The organism is Streptomyces sp. Root1304 (genome assembly GCF_001426405.1).
GTDB lineage: Bacteria > Actinomycetota > Actinomycetes > Streptomycetales > Streptomycetaceae > Streptomyces.
In genome coordinates this window covers 200,208-222,102 of record NZ_LMEP01000002.1, presented here as the reverse complement: position 1 = coordinate 222,102, position 21,895 = coordinate 200,208, and the positions used below count along the sequence as shown (strand labels likewise).

General features: G+C 73.8%; 19 protein-coding genes. 7 read left to right on the top strand and 12 right to left on the bottom strand.

All coding sequences use genetic code 11. The features are described from left to right. Positions 1-160 precede the first annotated feature (160 nt). On the bottom strand, positions 161-328 hold the full coding sequence (locus ASD33_RS35395; protein ID WP_157869997.1) for a hypothetical protein: 168 nt from the start codon (positions 326-328) through the stop codon (positions 161-163). A gap of 219 nt (positions 329-547) precedes the next feature. Here ASD33_RS35395 and ASD33_RS05980 point away from each other — a divergent pair, with 219 nt between their 5' ends. Both ASD33_RS05980 and ASD33_RS05975 read left to right on the top strand, forming a co-directional pair. Further along, entirely contained in the window at positions 548-1,387 is an 840-nt protein-coding gene (locus ASD33_RS05980) for a 4'-phosphopantetheinyl transferase superfamily protein (RefSeq protein ID WP_056554466.1), read from the top strand. A 40-nt stretch (positions 1,388-1,427) separates the two neighbouring features. Continuing rightward, entirely contained in the window at positions 1,428-3,083 is a 1,656-nt protein-coding gene (locus tag ASD33_RS05975; protein ID WP_056554464.1) for a class I adenylate-forming enzyme family protein, read from the top strand. 81 nt (positions 3,084-3,164) lie between these two features. Here the strand turns inward: ASD33_RS05975 and ASD33_RS05970 are convergent, their stop codons facing one another. Next, entirely contained in the window at positions 3,165-4,436 is a 1,272-nt protein-coding gene (locus tag ASD33_RS05970) for a M6 family metalloprotease domain-containing protein (protein WP_056554460.1), read from the bottom strand. A 362-nt stretch (positions 4,437-4,798) separates the two neighbouring features. On the opposite strand from ASD33_RS05970, the gene ASD33_RS05965 reads away from it, so the two are divergent. Together ASD33_RS05965 and ASD33_RS05960 are read left to right on the top strand one after the other, a co-directional pair. Beyond that, on the top strand, positions 4,799-5,482 hold the full coding sequence (locus tag ASD33_RS05965) for a TetR/AcrR family transcriptional regulator (RefSeq protein ID WP_056554962.1): 684 nt from the start codon (positions 4,799-4,801) through the stop codon (positions 5,480-5,482). A 114-nt stretch (positions 5,483-5,596) separates the two neighbouring features. Next, a complete protein-coding gene (locus tag ASD33_RS05960; protein ID WP_056554457.1) occupies positions 5,597-7,126 on the top strand; it encodes an MFS transporter in 1,530 nt (509 codons plus the stop codon). A gap of 74 nt (positions 7,127-7,200) precedes the next feature. Here the strand turns inward: ASD33_RS05960 and ASD33_RS05955 are convergent, their stop codons facing one another. Then, positions 7,201-7,707: a MarR family transcriptional regulator gene (locus ASD33_RS05955; protein WP_107103852.1), complete on the bottom strand. Its 507-nt coding sequence runs from the start codon at positions 7,705-7,707 to the stop codon at positions 7,201-7,203. Between the two features lie 124 nt (positions 7,708-7,831). On the opposite strand from ASD33_RS05955, the gene ASD33_RS05950 reads away from it, so the two are divergent. After that, positions 7,832-8,620: a class III extradiol ring-cleavage dioxygenase gene (locus tag ASD33_RS05950; protein ID WP_056554452.1), complete on the top strand. Its 789-nt coding sequence runs from the start codon at positions 7,832-7,834 to the stop codon at positions 8,618-8,620. Between the two features lie 47 nt (positions 8,621-8,667). Here the strand turns inward: ASD33_RS05950 and ASD33_RS05945 are convergent, their stop codons facing one another. Further along, positions 8,668-9,681 (bottom strand): questin oxidase family protein, encoded by a 1,014-nt coding sequence (locus tag ASD33_RS05945; protein WP_056554449.1) that lies wholly within the window; start codon positions 9,679-9,681, stop codon positions 8,668-8,670. Between the two features lie 440 nt (positions 9,682-10,121). On the opposite strand from ASD33_RS05945, the gene ASD33_RS05940 reads away from it, so the two are divergent. After that, positions 10,122-11,123, top strand: coding sequence for a sigma-70 family RNA polymerase sigma factor (locus tag ASD33_RS05940; RefSeq protein WP_056554446.1), 1,002 nt, complete (start codon positions 10,122-10,124; stop codon positions 11,121-11,123). Between the two features lie 79 nt (positions 11,124-11,202). Here ASD33_RS05940 and ASD33_RS05935 read toward each other — a convergent pair whose 3' ends face one another. Continuing rightward, positions 11,203-12,159: a YafY family protein gene (locus tag ASD33_RS05935; RefSeq protein WP_056554443.1), complete on the bottom strand. Its 957-nt coding sequence runs from the start codon at positions 12,157-12,159 to the stop codon at positions 11,203-11,205. Between the two features lie 62 nt (positions 12,160-12,221). Between ASD33_RS05935 and ASD33_RS05930 the strand changes: the two genes are divergently transcribed. Continuing rightward, the gene (locus tag ASD33_RS05930) at positions 12,222-13,766 is read left to right on the top strand and encodes an MFS transporter (RefSeq protein WP_056554439.1); all 1,545 of its coding nucleotides are present in this window, start codon (positions 12,222-12,224) and stop codon (positions 13,764-13,766) included. A 103-nt stretch (positions 13,767-13,869) separates the two neighbouring features. Here the strand turns inward: ASD33_RS05930 and ASD33_RS05925 are convergent, their stop codons facing one another. The 7 genes from ASD33_RS05925 to ASD33_RS05895 form a co-directional block, all read right to left on the bottom strand. Further along, a complete protein-coding gene (locus tag ASD33_RS05925; RefSeq protein WP_242426945.1) occupies positions 13,870-14,712 on the bottom strand; it encodes a DUF6227 family protein in 843 nt (280 codons plus the stop codon). A 91-nt stretch (positions 14,713-14,803) separates the two neighbouring features. After that, positions 14,804-15,928, bottom strand: a complete 1,125-nt coding sequence (locus ASD33_RS05920) for a P1 family peptidase (RefSeq protein ID WP_056554433.1) — start codon at positions 15,926-15,928, stop codon at positions 14,804-14,806. A gap of 26 nt (positions 15,929-15,954) precedes the next feature. Continuing rightward, on the bottom strand, positions 15,955-16,752 hold the full coding sequence (locus tag ASD33_RS05915) for an SDR family oxidoreductase (protein WP_056554429.1): 798 nt from the start codon (positions 16,750-16,752) through the stop codon (positions 15,955-15,957). A gap of 165 nt (positions 16,753-16,917) precedes the next feature. Beyond that, entirely contained in the window at positions 16,918-17,610 is a 693-nt protein-coding gene (locus ASD33_RS05910; protein ID WP_157869996.1) for an AAA family ATPase, read from the bottom strand. Beyond that, positions 17,607-19,511: a hypothetical protein gene (locus tag ASD33_RS35390; RefSeq protein ID WP_056554423.1), complete on the bottom strand. Its 1,905-nt coding sequence runs from the start codon at positions 19,509-19,511 to the stop codon at positions 17,607-17,609. Before ASD33_RS35390 ends, ASD33_RS05910 begins: the two co-directional genes overlap by 4 nt. Then, a complete protein-coding gene (locus tag ASD33_RS35695; RefSeq protein WP_056554420.1) occupies positions 19,512-20,261 on the bottom strand; it encodes an AfsR/SARP family transcriptional regulator in 750 nt (249 codons plus the stop codon). Positions 20,262-20,291: 30 nt separating this feature from the next. After that, complete coding sequence (locus ASD33_RS05895; RefSeq protein ID WP_079044584.1) at positions 20,292-21,572, bottom strand: low temperature requirement protein A; 1,281 nt, start codon at positions 21,570-21,572, stop codon at positions 20,292-20,294. Positions 21,573-21,895: the final 323 nt, after the last annotated feature.

The following is a 21,895-nucleotide window of genomic DNA, read 5'->3' as shown; positions in this document are numbered from 1 at the left end:
CTTGGCCGTGCTCACCGGATGCCCCGGGATTCCGGGAGCGGTGAACACGGCCAGGGCCGATCGGACGGGCTGGGTGTCAGGCGCGGGAACAGGCGCTGGGAGAGCCGCCGGCGCAGACGGAGGAACAGGCGCTGGGAGACGCGGCGGGTGCCGGGCCGGTTCAGCCCCACGGGTTGTGCGGGTCCGGGGTCTCGGTGACGACGACCGTCGGCGTGGACTCGGTCTGCGGGGTGGTGACGTCCTCGGCGTAGGCGGTCGTCGTGACGGACGCGGCGGCGGCGACGAGAAGGGCGAGACCGGCGATGCGGAGCGCGATGTTCTTGATCATCTTCTACTGACTCCAAGTCCGTGAGTGCGGCCCGAGCGGCTGCTCCTTGAGGAATGACTGAAGCTTGTCAGCGGCGGCCATCGGGTCACTATCGATGCACTCCCGAGGCGGATAGACGGTCCATGGGACCGCCTCTGACCTGGTCTTTCAGCCCTATCGACAGCGTTGGAAGAGCGCCCGGAGCGCTCGCTTCCGTCAACTGAGGAGTTGAGGATCCCCATGAAACCGATGAACCCGCCCTTCGCCGGCCGCGCCGGTGCGCGGGAGGCGCAGGCGGTCGACTGCCACGTCTGGCTCACCCGCGTACCCGAGAACCCGACGCTCCGTTTCGAGCTGCTCGACGAGACGGAACGGGCCCGCTGCTCGCGGTTCCTGAACGGACGGGACCTCGCCCTGTTCGTCACCGGCCGGGCCCTCGCCAAGACGGCCGTGGGGCGGCTTGCCGGCGTCGCCCCCGAGGAGGTCGTCCTGCGCGCCCTGTGCCCCGACTGCGGCGGCCCGCACGGCAAACCGTGGGTCGAGGGGGAGGCGGCGGGCTGGGAACTGTCGCTCTCCCACTCACGGGACATGGTGGCGGTCGCGGTGGCCCACGGACACCCGGTGGGGGTGGACGTCGAGTACTTCGTACCGCCCGCGCAGCCGGGTGTCCCCGTCGAGTTCGAACTGGTGCTCACCCCCGGGGAGCGCGCGGTCGTCGACGCCCTGCCCGCGGAGCGGCGGGCCGCCGCGTGCCTCACGCTGTGGACGCGCAAGGAGGCCGTCCTGAAGGCGACCGGCGAGGGCCTGAACACCTCGATGGAGTCCTTCACGGTGTCCCCGGCGTCCGCCCCGCCCGAACTCCTCGCCTGGCACGGCCGGGACGCCGCCAGCCGCGCCCGGATCGCCCTGGCGGACCTGCCCAGGATCGGCGACTGCCACGGCGCGCTCGCGGTGACCGGCGCGCGGTCCGTGGTCCTCGACGTCCACACGGACGCGGCGGAGCTGCTCGGGGCCGGCCTGGTCGGGGCGGGTGCCGGGGCGGGTCCGGCCGGGGTTGACCCGGTCGGGGGGCGGGCATAGCGTCGCCGCGCGAAGTGAGCAGACGCTCGGGAGGTTTGTGGTGGCGGACGCACGACCGACGGAACCCGGCGGGGAGGCACCCGAGGCGCGCCTCACCGCCCCCGGCGCCCCCTTCGCGGTGAGCGAGGGGGTGTACGCCTCCGGGCCCCGCACCCTCCGGGAGTTCGTGGAGGCCACCTGGGCCTACGGCGACCGGGTGTTCCTGGTCTCCGAGGACGGCGCCACCACCTACCGGGAGTTCTTCGACGCCGCCTGCGGGCTCGCACGGCGGCTGGCCGGGGAGTACGGCCTGCGGCCGGGCGACCGGGCCGTCGTCGCCATGCGGAACCTCCCGGAGTGGCAGACCGCGTTCTGGGCCGCCCAGCTCGCCGGACTCGTCGCCGTCCCCCTCAACGCCTGGTGGACCGAGGACGAGTTCGCGTACGCGCTGGACGACTGCGCGCCGGGCGTGCTCCTCGTCGACGGGGAGCGGGTCGCGCGGGTGCGCGCCTGGGCCCGCGAGCGGAAGGTGCCCGGGATCGTCTTCCGCGGGGAGGCCGAGGACGGCTTCCTGGCGTACGTCCCCGACACCGATCCGTTCCTCGGGCCGCCCGACGTCGACGTGCTGCCCGAGCAGGACGCCACCGTCATCTACACCTCGGGGACCACCGGCCGCCCCAAGGGCGCCGTCGCCACCCACCTCGCGCAGGCCGGGGCGGCCATGAACCCCCGGTACTTCGCCGCCGCCGCGGCCCTCGCGCGCGGGGACGTGCCGGGGACCGGTCCCGCGCCCGTGTCGCTGACCACCTTCCCGTTCTTCCACGTGGCCGCGTTCACCTCGTTCTACGCGGTGATGGCGGCCGGCGGGACCCTCGTCATGATGCGGAAGTGGGACGCGGACCGCGCCCTCGAACTGATCCGGGCCCACGGCGTCACCCACTACGCGGGCGTGCCGACGACCGCGCTCCAGCTGCTCGAAGCGGCCCGCGCCGCCGGGGACGACCTGGCGACCCTCACCCTCCTCAGCACCGGCGGCGCCGCCGCCCCGCCCGGCATCGTCGCCGGGATCACCGAGGGGTACGGGGAGCGCGTCGAGCCCCGCAACGGCTACGGGCTCACCGAGACCTGCGGCGGCGTCCTGTCGAACGTCGGCGCCGAGTACCGCGCCCACCCCGGCAGCGTCGGCCGCCCCACGCCGACCACCGAGGTGCGGATCGAGGCCCCCGACGCGGAGGGCGTGGGCGAGCTGTGGCTGCGCGGGCAGGCGCTGGTCCGGGGGTACTGGGGGAACGAGGAGGCGACCCGCGCCGCGTTCTCCGAGGACGGCTGGTTCCGTACGGGGGACCTCGCGCGCGTGGACGCGGACGGCCGCGTCACCGTCGTCGACCGGCTCACCGACATGGTGATCCGGGGCGGCGAGAACGTGTACTGCGTGGAGGTCGAGGGCGTGCTCCAGGGCCACCCGGACGTCCTGGACGCCGCCGTCCTCGGCGTCCCGCACCCGCTGCTCGGCGAGGAGGTCGCGGCGGTCGTCCGGCTGCGGCCCGGCGCCACCACGGACGCCGAGGACCTCCGTACGTACGTGGGCGGGCGCCTCGCCGCCTTCAAGGTCCCCGCCCGGGTCGTCGTACGGGAGGAGGAGCTGCCCAGGAACCCGACGGGGAAGCTCCTGAAGCGGGAACTGCGGGGGTCGGAGGGGCTGGCCGACGGCGGGTGACCTCGGCCGACGGCGGGTGACCTCGGCCGACGGCGGGCGAACCCGGTCGAGGGCGGGTGACCCCGGTCGGCGCCCGGCGGGTCAGCTGCGGGTGATCCTGACCCGGTAGGCGCCGTCCCCGTCCTCGTCGAGGACGCTGATGCGGATGCCGTTCGCCCGGTCCGTGAACGTCTCGCCGGGGCGGTAGGGGGCGTCCGACAGCTCCGCGTGGACGTTGGCCCTGCGGGTGCAGCCGCCGCTCGCCCGCTCGCTGTCGGCGACGGTCACCGGACCGTGGCCGGTGTCCACGTCGGACTCGACCCGGTAGACGAGGACGCCGTCCTCGCAGACGGCCTCGTCGTTGCCGTCCTTGCTGCGGACCTCGACCGCGTACCCCGAGGTGCCGGAGAGCGGGACGAACGCGAGCTTGGGGCCGCCGGGGACAGCCAGCGGGGTGAGCGTGTAGTCGCCGCTGCCGGGCCCGGAGGCGCAGCTGACCTGGTCGTTGTCGAGCCAGCCCAGCTTCCACTTGTGCCAGCCGAGCAGGTCGTTGTTGGCGCCCCAGTCCTCGGACATGATGTCCCAGTGCCCGACGGTGCCGCCGCCGTCCGAGGTGTAGAGGTCGGGCAGCCCGAAGACGTGCCCGTTCTCGTGCGGCAGCACCCGGTAGCCGGTCTCCGCGAAGCTGCCGGAGCCGTCGTCCTGGCGGCTGTAGACGAAGGACGTGTTGGCCAGCGGCACGCCGTCCGCGTAGGGGGCGTCGTCGTTGCCGGAGAAGGTCACGGACAGGACGGTGTCGAGGGCGGAGGGCCCGGCGTTCGGCGTGACGAGGATGTTGACCAGGTCGTACGCGCTGAAGTCGACCTTCGGGTCGGCGGCCTTCACGATGTCCTCGACGAGGGAGCGGTAGCCCGGTTCGTACGGTGAGCCGCGCTCGATCCCGTACGCGGAGAACGCCTTCGGCATCCGCAGCCAGTCCGGTATCGGGGCCTCCGCGCGGTAGTGCAGCCGCCCGTACGAGCTGGTCCGGAACCAGTCGGCGGTCTGCGGGAAGAACTCGCGGAAGCGGCCCATCGCGGTGCCGTCGCCGGGCGCGTCGGGGAAGTCGACCATCAGGTTGAGGGCCCTGATCCGGCCCGTGGAGCGCACGTACCCGGGGGCGGTGGGCAGCCCCTCCGACATCTGCACGCCCATCGTGGTGGCGATGCGGCACGGTCCCAGCTGGGCGCTGTTCGGCGCGGCGGCCACGGGGCCCGCCGAGGCCGGGGCGGGGCCCGGGAGGGTGGTGCTCGCGGACGCGAGCAGCGTCAGGGAGAGCGCCGTGGTCGCGGCCAGCGCGGCGGGTCTGCGTATCCGTCGGCGGGGGTGCTGCATACGGACGCCTCTCCGGTGGGGGCAGGTCGGCGGCACGGCCCCTTCCGGTACTCGCGAGGCCGCGCCGTGCGATCAGCCTGTGGCGGGAGGTTCCGGCGCGCGCGCCGGGTGGACCGATCGTGGGTATTCCGCCCCGAGGGATGGATGTGACCCAGGTCACAGGAGGCGCGGGAAATAACCGGGGACTGGCTCCCCGTTTAGGACTGTGTTGAGCGAAGTGGGGAGTCCGTCCCCGGATCCCCCGGGCAGCCGGGGGCGTGGAGAAGCGAGGAGGCCGCAGCGTGACCACCAGTGCCGACGCAGCCGGGACCACCGGGACCGCCGGGGCCACCGACGTGGCCGGGACCACCGGGACCACCGACGTGGCCGGGACCACCGGGACCCCCGCCGCCGCCGGGGAGGCGCCCGCCCGTCGCGTCCCCCGTCCGCGGGCCGACGCCCTGCGCAACCGCGAGCGGATCGTCACGGCGGCCCGCGAGATGTTCGTCGAGTTCGGGCCCCAGGTGCCGTACGACGAGATCGCGCGCCGGGCCGGCGTCGGGAACGCCACGCTCTACCGGAACTTCCCCGAGCGGGCCGAGCTCGTCCACGAGGTCGTCCTCTCGATCATGGCCCGCGTCACCGAACTGGCCGAGCGGTCCGCCGAGGACGAGAGCGACCCGTTCGCCGCCCTCCGCCGCTTCACCCACGGCGCCGCCGACGAGCGCATCGGCGCCCTGTGTCCGATGCTCGACGGCGCCTTCGACAAGGACCACCCCGACCTGATCGCCGAACGGCAGCGCCTGGAGGAAGCCGTCCAGGGCCTCGTCGACAGCGCGCAGCGGGCCGGCCGGCTCCGCGCCGACATCGGCGTCGGCGACCTGATGGTGGCGCTCTCCCAGCTGACCCGCCCGCTGCCGGGAACGGCCTGCGGCGGTGCCTTCGATCCCTTCGTCCATCGCCATCTGCAGCTGTTCCTCGACGGTCTGGAAGCGCCCGCCCGCTCCGTACTGCCGGGGAGGGCCGTGACCCTGGAGGACCTGAGACGCGATTCCTGCGCGTCGTGACCCGCCCCCGCCCGTCGTGACCCGGCGGACGGCGCCGGCGGCCTGACACACCCCGCACTTCGCCGTTACCTACGCCCTTTTTCCACCAGTACGCGCCAAGAGGTGGCCCCACCCATGCCGAAAATCCCCGACTCCACCGCGACCCAGGCCGACCCCGGCCGCTGGAAAGCTCTCGTCTTCATCGCCCTCGCCCAGCTGATGGTCGTGCTCGACGCGACGATCGTGAACATCGCCCTGCCCTCCGCCCAGCAGGACCTCGGGATATCGGACGGCAACCGGCAGTGGGTCATCACGGCCTACGCCCTCGCCTTCGGCGGCCTGCTGCTCTTCGGCGGCCGGATCGCCGACATGTGGGGCCGCAAGCGGACCTTCGTGGTCGGCCTGATCGGCTTCGCGGCCGCCTCCGCCCTCGGCGGCGCCGCGAACGGCGAGGCCATGATGCTCGGCGCCCGCGCGCTCCAGGGCGCCTTCGGCGCGCTCCTCGCGCCCGCCGCGCTCTCGCTGCTCGCCGTGACCTTCACCGACGCCAAGGAGCGCGCCAAGGCCTTCGGCATCTACGGTGCCATCGCCGGTGGCGGCGGCGCCGTGGGTCTGATCCTCGGCGGCTTCCTCACCGAGTACCTGAACTGGCGCTGGACGTTCTTCGTCAACATCCCGTTCGCCATCGTCGCCGCCGTCGGCGCGTACCTCGTGGTCCGCGAGCCCGCGGGCGGCCGCAACCGCTCCACGCTCGACATCCCCGGCGTGATCCTGTCCACCCTGGGCCTGGTCTCGCTCGTCTACGGCTTCACCCGCGCCGAGTCCGAGGGCTGGAGCGACGCCGGCACGATCGGCCTGTTCGTCGGCTCCGCGGTGCTGCTCCTCGCCTTCGTGCTCACCGAGGCGAAGGTGAAGTCCCCGCTGCTGCCGCTGCGCGTCCTGACCGACCGCAACCGCGGCGGTGTCTACCTGTCGCTGGGTCTCGCCGTCATCGCGATGTTCGGCCTGTTCCTCTTCCTGACCTACTACCTCCAGGTCGTGAAGGGCTACTCGCCGGTCATGACGGGCTTCGCGTTCCTCCCGATGATCGCGGGCATGATCATCGGCTCGACGCAGATCGGCACCCGCCTGATGACCCGCGTCCCGCCGCGGCTGCTGATGGCCCCGGGCTTCCTGACCGCCGGTCTCGGCATGCTGCTGCTCACGCAGCTGGAGGTCGGCACCTCGTACGCCGGTCTGATCCTGCCCGCGCAGCTGCTGCTCGGCCTGGGCATGGGCACGGCGTTCATGCCGGCCATGTCCCTGGCGACGCTCGGCGTGGACCCGCGGGACGCCGGTGTGGCCTCCGCGATGGTCAACACCTCGCAGCAGGTCGGCGGCGCCATCGGTACGGCGCTGCTGAACACGATCGCCGCCTCGGCGACCACCGCGTACCTGACGGACCACGCGGCGGGCGCGACCACCCCGGCCGCGCAGAAGCTGGTCCAGCTCCAGAGCATGGTCGAGGGCTACACCGCGGCCATCTGGTGGGCGGTCGGCATCCTGGTCGTCGCGGCCACGATCGCCTTCGTCCTGATCAACACCGGGAAGCCGGACACCGGTGCGGTCGCCGGCTCGGGCGCGGGCGCGGACGACGAGGTGAAGATCCCGGTCGTCGCCCACTGACGATCGTTCGCCCGCACACCACCTGCCCTGGTTCCGCTCAGCGGAGCCGGGGCAGGTCCGCGTCCGGGTCCGGGTCAGCGGAGCCAGGGCAGGTCCGCGTCCGGGTCCGTGGGTTCGAGGCCCTCGGCCATCACGCGCATGATCGCGCCGAGCTGCTTCACCTGTTCGGGGGACAGCCGGTCGAACAGGGCCTGGCGGACGGCCGTCACATGGCCGGGGGCGTTGCGCCGCAGCACCTCGACGCCCTCGTCCGTCAGCCGGGCGAACTGGCCGCGCTTGTCGGAGGGGCAGTTCTCGCGCAGCACCCAGCCGTTCGTCTCCAGGCGGGCGATGGCGTGGGAGAGCCGGGAGCGGGTGATCTTGGCGCTCTTGGCCAGCTCGGTCATCCGGAGCCGGCGGCGGGGCGCCTGGGAGAGCTGGACGAGCAGCCCGTAGTAGACGTGCGGCATTCCGGCGTCGCGCTGCAACTGGCGGTCGAGGTGGTCCTCCAGGAGCGTGGTGGCGTGCAGGTACGAGCGCCAGACGTGCTGTTCCTCGTCGCTGAGCCAGCGGGGTTCGGTCATGTCTCCCATGGGTCCCATCGTACGACTCATTCTTGAAAGTTGAACTACATACGTTTACTCTGCAGGTATTGAGCTTGAAGTTTCAAGCATGCGAGCTTCGAGCACTCCACCCAGGACCACGAGGAAGCCGGAGGCCTTCGCCATGGACGCCACGCTGGAACGGATGCCCGCGCTCTACCTGTCCCACGGCGCCCCGCCGCTCGCCGACGACCCGATCTGGCCCGGCGAACTCGCCGCCTGGTCCGCGGGACTCCCGCGCCCCAAGGCGATCCTCATGGTCTCCGCCCACTGGGAGGAGGCCCCGCTCGCCCTCGGCGCCACCGAGACCGTCCCCCTCGTCCACGACTTCTGGGGCTTCCCCGAGCACTATTACCGCGTCCAGTACGCCGCCCCCGGCGCCCCGCGGCTCGCCGAGTCCGTCCGCAAGCTGCTCCACGGGCCCGGCCACCCCGTACAGGACATCCCCGACCGGGGACTCGACCACGGCGCGTACGTGCCGCTCGTCGAGATGTTCCCGGACGCCGACATCCCCGTACTCCAGATCTCCATGCCCACCCTCGACCCGCGCCGCCTCATGGACATCGGGCGCAGGCTCGCCCCGCTGCGCGACGAGGGCGTCCTGATCGTCGGCAGCGGCTTCTTCACCCACAACCTCGCCGCCCTCCGGCACACCGGCGGCGGGGTGCCGGGCTGGTCCGCCGAGTTCGACGCGTGGGGGCACGAGGCCCTCGCCGCGCAGGACGTCGACGCCCTCCTCGACTTCGAGCACAAGTCGCCGGCCGGGCGCCTCGCACACCCGCGCACGGAGCACTTCGCCCCGCTGTTCGTCACGATGGGCGCGGCGGACGCGGCGGGCGACCTGGACGAGGAACGCTCGGTGATCGACGGCTTCTGGATGGGACTGGCGAAGAGGTCGGTGCAGTTCGGCTGAGTCGCCGAAGGGCGGGCGCGCGGGCCGCGCCCGGTGCGGCCGATCCGCTACAGGGCGGGCGGGTTGAGGTCGATCGAGCGGACGGCGGCGGCCAGCGCGAGCGGGTCGCCCACGTCGAGCGCGGTATCGGTGAACTTGATCGTGTGGTCGTCGCCGTGCGCCGCCGCCCGCGCGAAGACCTCCTCGGGGGCGAGACCCGTGCCCGTGTACGGGGCGGCCTCCGCCGGGGTGTACGCGGCGGTCACCGCGGCCGCCGCCGCCCACGAGGCCGCCAGGCTCGGCGCCCACAGCTCGCGCGGGAGCGCGGGCAGGGTGCGCAGGACGGCGTTCGGCGCGGTCGCCGCGTGCACCAGCATGATCGGCTCGCCGTGGCCGTGGGTCGCGTACCGGTGGGTCGCCGCCGTCACCAGCTCGGTGAGCCGCGCCTTCGCGGTGTCGGGGTCCGGGGCCGCGCCCCAGACCGGGAACGCCGTCAGCTGCGCGAGCCGGGTTCTGATCCCGCCGTCCTGGTCCGGAACCGGCGGTACGGCGTCCAGCGCGGCCGCCGCCGAGGGCGCGGCGGCCAGCGGGGCGAGCGCGGGCAGCGGCTGGTGGCGGGCCGCCCAGTAGCCGAGGGCGTGCGCCAGCTCGGCGCGCCGGGGGGCCGTCTCGCCGGCGGGATCGCCGAGGAGGGTCCGTACGGCGTGGCCGGTACGGATCACCGGGTGCGTCGCCCCGCCCGCGATCCCGGGCAGCAGCCGGGGCCACCACACGGCGAGCACCTCCCGCCAGGGGCGCCCGTCGAGCTCGCGTCCGAAGAACAGGGTCCAGTCCGTGATCCGGGCCGGGTCGCCGAGCGCCTCGGCCCAGTTCTCGGCGGTGACGCGGCGGGACGCCGGAGGCGGTTCCTCCAGCTTGGGCGCGTAGTGGTCGAGCCAGCGGTGCACCGCCGGGGCCTGTCCGTGCCGGACCAGGGCCTCGACGGCCATCGGGGCGTGATTGGTGAGCCAGCCGTTGCGCTCGGGGCCGGTGGTGTGAAGACGTTCGAGGGCTTCGTCGAGGGTTCCGGTGGGATCGCTCATGGCGAAGACGCTAGGGCGGGGGAGGGGCGGTACGGAACGGGCGGGAGACCTAGGCCGGGAGGCCGAGGGGGACCGGGACCGGGACCGGGCCGGGGGAGGGGTGGTGGGCGTAGGTCCGCCACTCGTGTCCGGTCCGGGCGGGGGGCAACCCGATGGCCCGCCCCGGCGTCTTGAAGGACGGCGCAGCATGTGATCGCGGTCTCACCGACGGTGTGGTCGATTCCCCCGCGAGCGGCGCCGGATCACCCTCCGTGCCTGCTCTGACCTGCACCTCCGCGGGTTTCAGGGGCATGCCCGCAGGGGCGACGGCGGCGCAGGATACTGCATGATCGCGAAAATCCATGTGCCGGGTGGGAATTCTGTCCTGATTCCAGTCGTTGTTTCCGTCGGATGCAGGGCACCCGAAAAGGTGTCGCGACCTACTCAGCAAGGGAGCACGCATGGCAACCCGTGCCGTCGCCCGTCGTCAGACCTCCGCCAAGAGCGGGGCCGCACGGGCAAGCAGCGTTCGCGCCGTGGGCGGGGAGATCGCCGACCGCGACCTGGTCGGCATGTACCTCGACGAGATCGCGCGCACGCCTCTGCTCGACGCCGCCAAGGAGGTCGAGCTCTCCCAGACGATCGAGGCCGGGGTGTACGCCCGGCAGATACTCGACGGCGAGGTGGAGAGCGAGGCGGGGGGCGCGACCCGCGAGGAGCTCGAGGCGCTCTACGCCGAGGGCGAGCGTGCCAAGGACCTCTTCATCAAGTCCAACCTGCGGCTCGTGGTGGCCGTGGCCCGGCGCTACCCGCGCAGCGGGCTGCCGCTGCTGGACCTGATCCAGGAGGGGAACGCGGGCCTGGTGCGCGCGGTCGAGAAGTTCGACTACGCGAAGGGCTTCAAGTTCTCCACGTACGCGACGTGGTGGATCCGTCAGGCCATCACGCGGTCCATCGCGGACCAGTCGCGCACGATCCGGCTTCCCGTCCACCTGGTGGAGGAGCTGGGCCGGATCCGCCGGGTGCAGCGCGAGTTCAACCGGGAGCACGGCCGCGAGCCGGAGCCTGCGGAGATCGCGGCGGAGCTGGACACGAAGCCCGAGCGCGTCGTCGACGTCCTCGACTGGGCGCGGGACCCGGTCTCGCTGAACATGTCGGTGGACGACGCGGGCGAGACGCAGTTCGGCGACCTCCTGGAGGACACGTCGGCGGTCTCGCCGGAGCAGTCGGTGCTCACGCTGCTGCGCAGCGAGGAGCTCGACGACCTCATCGCCAAGCTCGACCACCGGACCGCGTCGATCATCCGCATGCGGTACGGCATCGAGGACGGCCGCGAGCGCACGCTGACGGAGGTCGGCAAGCAGCACGGCCTGACGCGCGAGCGCATCCGCCAGATCGAGAAGCACGCACTGCTGGAACTGAAGAAGATGGCCCACGACACGGGCTTCGACGCGGTGGCCTAGAGCGCCCGGCAGCCAGGGGGGAAGGGGCGGGTTCCGCCCCTTCCCCCCACCAACGAGGCGCATACGTCCCTGAGGAGCCTCAGCCCGCCGCCGCCGTCAGCCTCGTCGACAAGTCCCTCATGTACGTGATCAGCGGCTCCGGGCCGTGGACCTTGAAGTCGACGTCCATCAGTGCGAGCCGCAGCGCCAGCCATTCCACCGAGTCCGCGACGCGGGCGCGCAGCCGGCAGCGGTCCGGGGCCGTCGCCGTCGGCACGAGGTGGGACGGGAGGCGGGCGACGACGAACTCCGCCGGCGCCGCGAACTCCACATCGAGATCGACCTCCCCCTGCGCCCGCGCCATCGACCGCGCCATGTACGTCGCGGCGTCACCCGAAGGCAGCTCCCGCGGAGCGAACCGCGCCCCCGTCGCGAACGGCTCGCTCACCCGGTCCACCCGGAACGTCCGCCAGTCCTCGCGCCCGAGGTCGTATGCAACGAGGTACCAGCGGTGCCCCGTGGAGACCAGCCGATACGGCTCCACGAGCCGCTTGGTCTCCGTCCCGTCCCCGGCCCGGTAGCCGAACCGCAGCCGCTCGTGCCCCGTCACCGCCCCCGCGAGCGCGGTGAGCGTGGCGGGCGCGACCGTCGCCCCGTCCCCCCGGGTGAGCGGGATCGTCGCGTTCTGGAGCGTGGAGACCCGGTGCCGCAGCCGCGCCGGCAGGACCTGCTCCAGCTTCGCCAGGGCCCGTACGGACGCCTCCTCGACGCCCTCGATCGCGTGCCCGGCACCCGCCCGCAGCCCCACCGCGATGGCGACCGCCTCCTCGTCGTCGAGGAGGAGCGGCGGCATGGCCGTACCGGCGACGAGCCGGTAACCCCCGACGGCGCCGAGCGTCGCCTCGACGGGATAGCCGAGGTCACGGAGCCGGTCGATGTCCCGGCGGATGGTGCGCGGAGAGACCGAGAGCCGTTCGGCGAGTTCGCTTCCGGGCCACTCGCGCGGGGTCTGGAGGAGCGAGAGCAGATTCAGGAGTCGTGCCGGGGTGTCCGTCATGTCACCCAGGATGCGGCTCATCTAGGACATGACCTGACCTAGTTGGCTCTTATCTTCTTCGTATGAGTTCACACGACGCCGCCACGGAAGCCGCCGCGGCCAGCGACAAGAGGCGCTGGATCGCCCTCGCCATCGTCATGACCGCCGCCTTCATGGACCTGGTCGACGCCACGATCGTCAACATCGCGATCCCCAGCATCGAGAAGGACCTCGGCGCCTCGTTCGGGGCCATCCAGTGGATCACCGCCGGGTACGCGCTCGCGTTCGCCGCCGGTCTGATCACCGGCGGACGGCTCGGTGACATCTACGGCCGCAAGCGCCTCTTCCTGCTCGGCACCGCCGGCTTCACCCTCGCCTCGGCGCTCTGCGGCTTCGCGGCCAACCAGGAGATGCTGGTCGGCTCCCGCCTGCTCCAGGGCGCGGCCGCCGCGATGATGGTGCCGCAGGTCCTTTCGATCATCCACGTCACCTTCCCGGCGCACGAGCGCGGCAAGGTCTTCGGGATGTTCGGCGCGATCATCGGCCTCGGCGCGGTCTCCGGCCCGCTGCTCGGCGCGCTGCTCACCCAGTGGAACATCGCGGGCCTGGAGTGGCGCCCGATCTTCCTGATCAACCTGCCGGTCGGCGTCGCCGCGCTGGTCCTGGGCCGGAAGTTCATCACCGAGTCGAAGGCGCCGAAGGCGCTCAAGCTCGACATGGTGGGCGTGCTCCTGGTGACGGCCGCGCTGCTGATGCTGGTCTACCCGCTGACGCGCGGCCGTGAGCTGGACTGGCCGCTGTGGGGCCACCTGATGATGGCCGGCAGCGTGCTCGTCTTCGGGGCGCTCGTGGCGTACGAGAAGTACAAGACGAAGAAGGACGGCTCGCCGCTCGTCGAGCTGTCGCTGTTCAAGGTGAAGAGCTTCGCCGCCGGCATCGCCGTACAGCTGACCTTCGGCGTCGTGCTCGGCATCTTCTTCCTGGTCTGGACGCTGTACATGCAGATCGGCCTGGGCTGGAGCCCGCTGAAGGCGGGTCTGACGGGCGTGCCGTTCTCGATCGCCGTGTCGGTGGCGGCGGGCATGTCGGTGCAGAAGCTGGTGCCGCGCTTCGGCCGGAAGGTGCTCCAGACGGGCGCGCTGACGATGATCGCGGGCGTGCTGCTCTACCTCTTCGAGGCCGGGCGCTACGGCACCGGGATCGAGCCCTGGCAGATGATCCCGCCGCTGGTGGTCATGGGTCTGGGCATGGGCCTGATCGTGGCGCCGCTGACGGACGCGGTGCTCTCGGAGGTGCCGAAGGAGCACGCGGGTTCGGCCTCGGGCCTGATCAACACGACCGGTCAGATGGGCAACGCGCTGGGTCTCGGCCTGGTGTCGGTGGTCTTCTTCGGTGTGATCGACGGCAAGCCGGCCCCGAAGTCCCCGGCCGAGGCGGGGGCGGCGTTCGCGGACGCCTTCCAGAACGCGATGGGCTGGGTCGCGGCTGTGCTCGCCGTGATCTTCCTGGTGATGTTCGCGCTTCCGGCGAAGCCGAAGCAGCACCTGGAGGGCGGCGACGACGCCGAGACGGAGACCGGGACCGGGACGGGGACCGTGGTCGAGAAGGAGCCGGCGCTCACGCACTGAGCGCACTGAGCGCGGTGAGGCGGCGGAGGGGCCCCGCCCCCGGGATGCGTCCCGGGGACGGGGCCCCTCGCGGCTGTCCGGCCGCTTCCTGAGGCCGGTCGCGTCAGCGGACGCGGGAGCGGGACTCCATCGCCTCGCGGGCCGCGCGCTCGCTCTCGTACACCTCGCACATGTGCCGGCCGTCCGGCGTCGCCGTGTGCTCGACCTCCCAGAGGCTGATCTCGCTGCCGTCCAGCAGCAGGAACTGGTGCTCGTAGAGGGTGAACCCGGCGTCCCGGCCGCCCTCCACCGGGCAGTGGCGCCCGAAGGCCTGGGTGATGTGGTGCGCGAAGGCCAGCCGGAGCCGGCGGGCCGTCCGCTCACCCGGCCGGTCCGCGTTCTCCGCGCGCCGCAGGACGCGGCGCGCGTGGTCGGCGGAGTTGTCCGGCACGTACATCCGGGGCTGGGCGGGTATCGGGCGGGCGAGCAGGGCGCTCAGCAGCTCCATGTCGTCGTCCTCGTCGAGGGCGCGGCCGTCGGAGCGCTCGGCGGTCCAGCCGGGCAGCGGTCCGGTCGGGAGCCGGGAGGCGGCGAGCCGGGCCTCGGCCTCCTCCGCGTACAGCTCGTGCTGCTCGGCGCCGTCCCGCCCGGCGTTGTGCGTGATCTCCCAGAGGGAGAGCGCGCTGCCGTCGCCGAGCAGGTACGTATGGCGGTAGGTGGAGCGGTGCAGCGACGCGCTGTGGTGCGAGGAGTGCAGCGCGGTGGAGTGCGCGAGCGCCGTGCCGAGGCGCTCGACGGTCGAGTCGGGCAGGTCGAAGGAGTTGAGCGCCCGGCCGAGGAGCCGCTCAAGGTGCGTCTCGGTCGTCTCGTAGGGATCGTGAGGATCCTGCGGATCGTTCAAGAGGGTCTCCAGGCCGTCGCCGCATGTCACTTGGTGCTTGCTTAACGTAGTCCCTGGGTCTGACATCGTGTCCGGGGTTCCGGAAAACGAAGGGCGTGCGACGGAAGTTCCCGGCCCGTCCCCGTCCGCTCCTTTTCGCCTCCCTTTCCCTTTTCTTTCAACTCCCTTGGTTCACAGGGGAGTACGGACCACCCCCGGGCGCGTACAGCTCGCCGTACGAGGGGAAGTCGCCGCCCGGCCCGCGCAGCCCGCCGGGGGCCGCGAGCACCGCCCGGACGATCGCCCGGGTCACCAGGTCCGCGCCCGCCGCGAGGATCTCGTTCAGGGCGAGCGGACCCGGTCCCTCCGGCAGTTCGCGCCGTCCGGTGGCGAGCGCGAAGACGGTGTCGCCGTCGTTCATCAGGTGCACCGGGCGCACCGCGCGCGCGATGCCGTCGTGCGCGGTGCCGGCCACCTTCTGCGCCTGCGCGCGCGTGAGCACGGCGTCCGTCGCGACGACGGCGAGCGTGGTGTTCAGCGGGGGCGGGGCCGCGGCGGCCCGCGCCTCGGCGAGCCGCCGTACGGCCGCCTCGTGCACCTCGGCCCCGGGGAAGACCGGCGGCCCGTCGCCCGTGAAGCAACTCCCGTACAGGACGCCGGTGGCCGGGTCGAGGGCCGAGCCCACCGCGTTCACCACCACCAGCGCGCCGACCGTGATCCCCGACTCCAGGACCGTGCTCGCCGTCCCCACACCGCCCCGCAGCCCGCCGACGACGGCGCCGGTGCCCGCGCCGACCGCGCCCGTCTCCACGCGCGCGTGGTCACCGCTCGCGTCGGCCGCCGCGACCGCGGCCCGCCCCGTGGCCGCGTCCGGGCGGGCCGCGAAGTCGCCGCCCCTGCCCAGGTCGAAGACGCACGCCGCGGGTACCACCGGCACCACATGGGCGGGGTCGGGGCCCACGCGCACGCCCCGGTGACGCTCCTCCAGCCAGGCCATCACCCCGGCGGCGGAGTCCAGGCCGTACGCGCTGCCGCCGGTCAGGACGACCGCGTCGATGCGCTGGACGACGTTCCTCGGGTCGAGCGCGTCCGTCTCCCGCGTCCCCGGTCCGCCGCCCCGTACGTCCACGGCGGCGACCATCCCGCCCGCCGGGGCCAGCACCACGGTGGTGCCGCTGAGCGCCCGGGGCCCGGCCACGCGCGCGTGCCCCACGCGCAGCCCGCCCACATCGGTGATCCCGTCGGTCCCGGTGATCCCGTCGACCCCGTCGTGCCGTCCGCGCGTCTGCTCGGGCTCTGTCATGTCCCTTGCCTACCACGGGGACCGGGTCAGCGCTTGGGGCCGAGGTACGTACCGCCCGAGGCGTCGATCACCGTGCCCGTGATCCACCGGCCGTCCTCCGAGGCGAGGAAGGAGACCGGGTCGGCGACGTCCTCGGGCTGCCCGACCCACGGCAGCGCCTGACCGGCGATCAGCATCCCCTCCAGCGCGGGCATCGCCGCCATGGCGGCGGTGAGGTTCGCGGTCTGCGTCGGGCCGGGGGCGACCGTGTTGACGGTGATCCGGCGCTCCCCGACGACGTTGGCGAGGGTACGGGTGAAGGTCTCCATCGCCCCCTTCGACATCGCGTACGCCAGCTCGTCGGCGAGTGCGATCCGGGTGACGGCCGAGCCGATGTTGACGATCCGGCCACCGTCCCTGAGCACGGGCAGCAGTCCCTGCACGAGGAAGTACGGCGCCCGAACGTTGACGGCGAAGACGCGGTCGAAGGCCTCCGGGGTCTCGTCCGCGAGGTGCCCGCCCGAGGTCGTCGCGGCGGCGTTGTTGACGAGGACGTCGAGCGCGGCCTCCCCCGTGTGGGCGGCGAGCCCGGCCCGTACGCCCTCGACGAGCGCGAGCACGCCCTCGTGCGAGGCCAGGTCGGCACCGACGGAGAAGGCCCGGCCGCCGTCCCGCAGGATCAGGTCGACGGTCTCCTGAGCGGCGGCGGCGTCGTGCCCGTAGTGCACGGCGACGACCATCCCGTCGGCGGCGAGCCGCCGCGCGACGGCCCGCCCGATACCGCGGGAGGAGCCGGTGACGAGGGCGGTGCGGGGGGTGGTGCCGGTGGTGGAGTGCTGCGTCATGGTGGTCTCCTCGGTTTCGTCTCCCCGGGCTCTCCCGGGGCACGGGTGAACCTTCGCGGGGACCGCTGACGAGGGACTGACGGCCGGCTGACGGGCGCTGACGGCGCGTCCGGGCGTCCGGGCGGGCGGGCGGGCGGTCGTCGGCCGGGGCGGGGCCGGTGGCCGTCAGCCGTGGCCGGTGGGACGGGTCCCGGCCCCTGGCGTCGTCGCGGGGAGGGCGAGACGGACCTCGCGGGCGAGCCGGGCGAGGGCGTCGGCGCCGACGGGCCGGTTGGTGTCGACGACGAGGGGCCGGGCGCCGGGCGTACCGTCCGGGCCGAGTCCGAGGGGTCCGGGGCGGGCGGCCCAGGCGGCGACGCGGTCGCGGAGCTGCTGGGGGCCGAGTTCGTGGTCGAGATGGCCGGGATGCCGTGCGCGCGTGCGGAACCGCTCGGTGACCAGGGTGGGGTCGCAGGCGCAGTGCACCTCGACGAGGGTGCCGCCGAGTGCGCGGAGGCGGTCGGGGGCGGTGTCGCGGTGCCACCAGTTGACGAGGACGGCGCGCCCGGCGTCGGCGGCGAGGGCGTACAGGACGTCGTCGGCGGCCCGGCTCAACCGGTGCCGCCAGCCCTGGTCGCCGACGCCGAGGGAGTCGTACAGGGCCTCCAGGATCACGTCCTTGTCGAGGAGGGGGAGACCGAGGCGGGCGGCGAGCCCGCGGGCGAGGGTGCTCTTCCCGCTCGCGGGCAGCCCGGAGACGACGACGAAGGCCCGGCCGGTGGCGGTCACGGGGACGGTGGGGCGGTCGGTGGTGGCCACGGGGACGGTGGTGCGGCCGGTGGCGGTCACGGGAGCGGTGGGGCGGTCTGTGGCGGTCACGGGGACGGTGGGGCGGTCGGGTCGGAGAGACCGGCGCGGCGGGCGGTGTCCCGCGCGCGCGTGCGGTCGGATGCCGCCGACTCCGGGTCGCCCGCGGCTTCGTGGAGGTCCGCGCGCCGCAGGAGGAGGTCGACGACGTCCTCGGCGACACCCAGCGACTCGAAGAGCGCGAGGGCCTCCGCGAGGAGCGGCAGGGGCCGCTCCGAGAGCGCGGCGAGCCCTTCGAGGGCGGTGGCCGTCCCCCAGCGCTCACCGAGCGCGCGGAACCCGGCGAGGGCGTCGGTGAGCAGCACCTCGGCCTCGGCGGGTACGGCGGCCAGGTGGGCGCGCCCGACGAGCCCCAGGGACCGGGACCAGGGGTCGCCGGCGAGCCGGATCCCGTCGAGGGGACCGATGGCGGTCGACCAGAGGAAGGCGGTGTAGGGCTGACGGAGCGGGGAGGGCCGGGCGAGGAGGAGCTCCCGGGCCCGCTCGACGTGGACGCCGTCCCGCAGCCCGGCGGCGAGCACGCAGAGCGCGTACTCCTCGGCGAGAGGGCCGAGGACTGCCGCGCCGACGCCGGCCGCCGCGCCGACCCCGGCCGCCGGGTCGGCGTCGGCGCGTGGCCGGGCCTGCGTCCTCGCGCCCGGGCCGGGCCTCGGGACCGCGCCCTCCGAGCCCGCCAAACGGTCCAGAAGATCCGCTGCCAGGGGCGCCACCCGCGCCCTGAGGCCGCGGAGCCACCAGTACGGGGTCAGCGTGGCCACCAGGCGCAGGCCCTCCTCCGGGGTGGAGCTGCGCAGGGCCGCCCGGAGGTTCGCGTCCTCCTCGTCCAGGCGGGTCAGCCACTCCAGTTGGGCCGGACCCCGTAGCTCGGGGTCGGCCGTCTCCGCGAGCGCCCGGTAGTACGCGTGATGCGCGGCGACCGCCGGGTCCCCCTCCGGGAGCCGCTCCGCCGCGTGCGCGCGGATCGTCTCCAGCATCCGGTAGCGGCCGTCCCGCACCTCCACGAGCGACTTCTCCACGAGCGACGCGAGCGCCCCGCGCCCCGCCCCGCACACCGCGGCCACCGCCTCCGCCGTGGCGCCGCCCCGGAACACCGAGAGGCGGGCGGCCAGTTCCCGTTCCTCCGGCTCCAGCAGCGACCAGCTCCAGTCGACCACCGCGCGGAGCGTACGGTGCCGTTCCGGGGCGGTGCGGTCACCGCGCGACAGCAGCTCGAAACGCTCGCCGAGGCCGTCCGCGAGTTCCTCCACGGACAGCGACCGCAGCCGCGCCGCCGCGAGTTCGACGGCCAGCGGGAGCCCGTCGAGCCCCGCGCAGAGTTCCGCCACGCGCGCGTGCCCCGTGAATCCGGGCCGTACGGCCGCCGCCCGGCGGACGAACAGTTCCTGCGCCGCCTCCGGGGCGAGCGCCCCGAGCGGCAGGAGCGACTCGCCGGTGATGCCGAGCGCCTCCCGGCTCGTCGTGAGGACCCGGAGGGACGGACAGGCGGCGAGCAGCCGCCGTACGAGGACGGCGGCCTCGGCGACGACGTGCTCGCAGTTGTCCACGATCAGCAGCACCGGCCGTCCGGCCAGCGCCGTCTCCGGCCGGGCCTCGCCCCGCAGCCCGAGCGCCGCGGCGAACGCGGCGGACACGTCCCCGGACCCCTCTCCCGTGGACGCCCCTCCCGCGGTTCCCCCGCCCGCCCCCGCGACCGCCCCCAGGTCCACGAACCCGACCTCGCCCGGGAGTTCCGCGCCCACCTCCAGCGCCAGCCGCGTCTTGCCCGCGCCGCCCGGACCCACCAGGGTCACCAGCCGCGCGGCCGTCACCAGCGAGGCCAGCCGCTCCCGTTCCCGTTCCCGGCCGACGAAGTCGGTCAGCGGCGCCGGGAGCAGCGGAACCGTCCGCGGTGACGCTGTGGTCCGTCCGGCCATCTAGCCGCCGCCCCGCAGCAGGTCCAGGTGGACGGCGGACAGCTCGGGCGACGGATCCGCCCCCAGCTCCCCGGCGAGCGCCGCCCGTACCTCCTCGTACACCGCCAGCGCCTCCGCCTGCCGCCCCGACGCGGCCAGCGCCCGCATCTGGAGCCCCCGGAGCCGCTCCCGCAGCGGATGCTCCCGGGCCGCCCCGTCCAACTCCCCGGCGAGTACGGCCGGGTCACCGCCGACCGCCAGCTCGGCCGCCGCACACTCCTCCACCGCGTCCAGGCGCAGCCCTTCGAGCCGCGCCGCCGCGCCCCCGGCGAAGGGCGCGTCCCGTACGTCCGCGAGCGCCGGCCCCCGCCACAGCCCGAGCGCCTCGCGCAGCAGTACACGCGCGCGTACGGGGTCCCCCGCCGCCCGCGCCCGCGCGCCCTCCCGCGCCAGCCGCTCGAACCGGAGCGCGTCGACCGCCTCCGCCGGGTCCGCGAGGCGCAGCCGGTATCCGGCGGGGGAGAACTCGACCGTCGCGTCCGGCGGGAGCACCCGGCGGAGCCGGGAGACCTGGGCCTGGAGGGCGCCCGCGGCCCCGGCCGGCGGAGTCTCCCCGTACAGGCCGTCGACGAGCCGCTCCACGGGTGCCGTCCGGCCCGCGTCGAGGAGCAGCAGGACGAGCAGTGCGCGCACCTTGGGGCCGCCGGCGAGGGGTATCGGGGTGCCGGTGGTGTCGGACACGGCGAGCGGGCCGAGGATACGGAAGACCATGGGCCGGATTGTCGCGCAGGGAGCGGCGGTTCAGGAGCGCGTGGCCCCCGGGGCGGAACCGGTGCCGGTGCCGGTGTCCGTACCAGCGCCCGTACCCGTACCCGTACCCGTACCCGTATCCGTATCCGCTCCCGTGCTTCCGCCGTCCCCCCGCGTCGCCGGGTTCGACGCCGTCAGCGTCACTCCGATCGCGACCGAGACCGCCGCCACCAGGCCCGCCGCCAGGACCGCCCAGCGGCCCGCGAAGGAGCACAGCAGGATCGCGAGCGCCGTGACGGGCAGCACCAGCTGCTGGGCCAGGCCGATCTTGAAGTAGCGCGCGTGGAGCAGCCACACCGACATCAGGAACACCGCGGACGGGATCGTCACCGACGACGCGGCGGCGAGCGCGGAGATGTGCGCCTTGCCCACGGCCTGTTCGACGGCGATCTCCAGGCCCGCGCCGACCGCGGCGGCCGACGCGAAGATCACGTAGTGGCCGTAGCCCCACAGGAAGCCCTGGCGGCTGGAGGTGAGCCGGTCGTGGGCGGGGGCGACGAAGTAGATCCACCAGGCGGCGAACACGAGCAGCAGACCGCCGGCGGCGATCGGGAGGACCTCGCCGAGGGCGTCGTTCTCGGCGATGCCGGTCTTCACGGCGACCGTCGCGGCGGCGACGGTCTCGCCCAGCACGATGATGGTGAACAGGCCGTACCGCTCGGCGATGTGGTGCGGGTGCCAGGTGCTGGGCTCGTCCTTCTCCGCGTACAGGGGCACGGCCATCTCGGCCAGCGCCATGACCAGGAAGACCCACGGGCGGGCCGGTTCCGGCGCGAGGAGCAGGGCGAGCCAGCCGATCTGGACGGTGACGACCCCGCCCGCGTAGCGCAGGCACATCGTCCGCTCGACGGGGTCGGTGGCGTGGTACGCGGCGCGCAGCCACTGCGAGGCGAGCGCGAGCCGCATCACGAGGTAGCCGAGGTAGACGACGAGGAAGTCGTGCTCCTCGAAGGCCCGCGAGACCCCGGCGGCGAGGACGAGCACGCCGGCGATCTGGAGGAGGGTGATGACGCGGTACAGGACGTCGTCGTTGTCGTAGGCGGAGGCGAACCAGGTGAAGTTCATCCACGCCCACCAGATCGCGAAGAAGATCATCGCGTAGTTGATGATCCCCTCTCCGGCGTGGCCCTCGGCGACCGCGTGGACGAGTTCGGCGCCCGCCTGGGCGACGGCCACGACGAAACAGAGGTCGAAGAAGAGCTCCAGGGGCGTGGACGCCCGGTGCGACTCCTCGCGGGAGCGCGCGGTGAGGGGGAGGAACGGTTGTGTCATGACCCCAGCACACCAGAGCGGAAGGCCCTCCCACGCACGTGCCACGCGCGACGGCCCGGCGCCGCGCGTGGTAGGGACACCGGGCGGTGTGGATCTCGGGAGGCTCGGGCGTGGGCGGGCTCGGGCTTCGGGCGGACGGCGCCTGCCTCGACGACCCAGGCGGTCTCCCTGCCGGTGCTGCCCGTCCCTCCGTCCCGTCACTGACAGGCCCTAAGTCCGCCGGACGGGCGACCGACGCCCGCCCGCCCGGCGACCATCGGCACTCACGAACTCCCTGTCCCGCCGCGCAGCCTGGAAGGGCAAGCGAAGCCTCGGGAGATCGT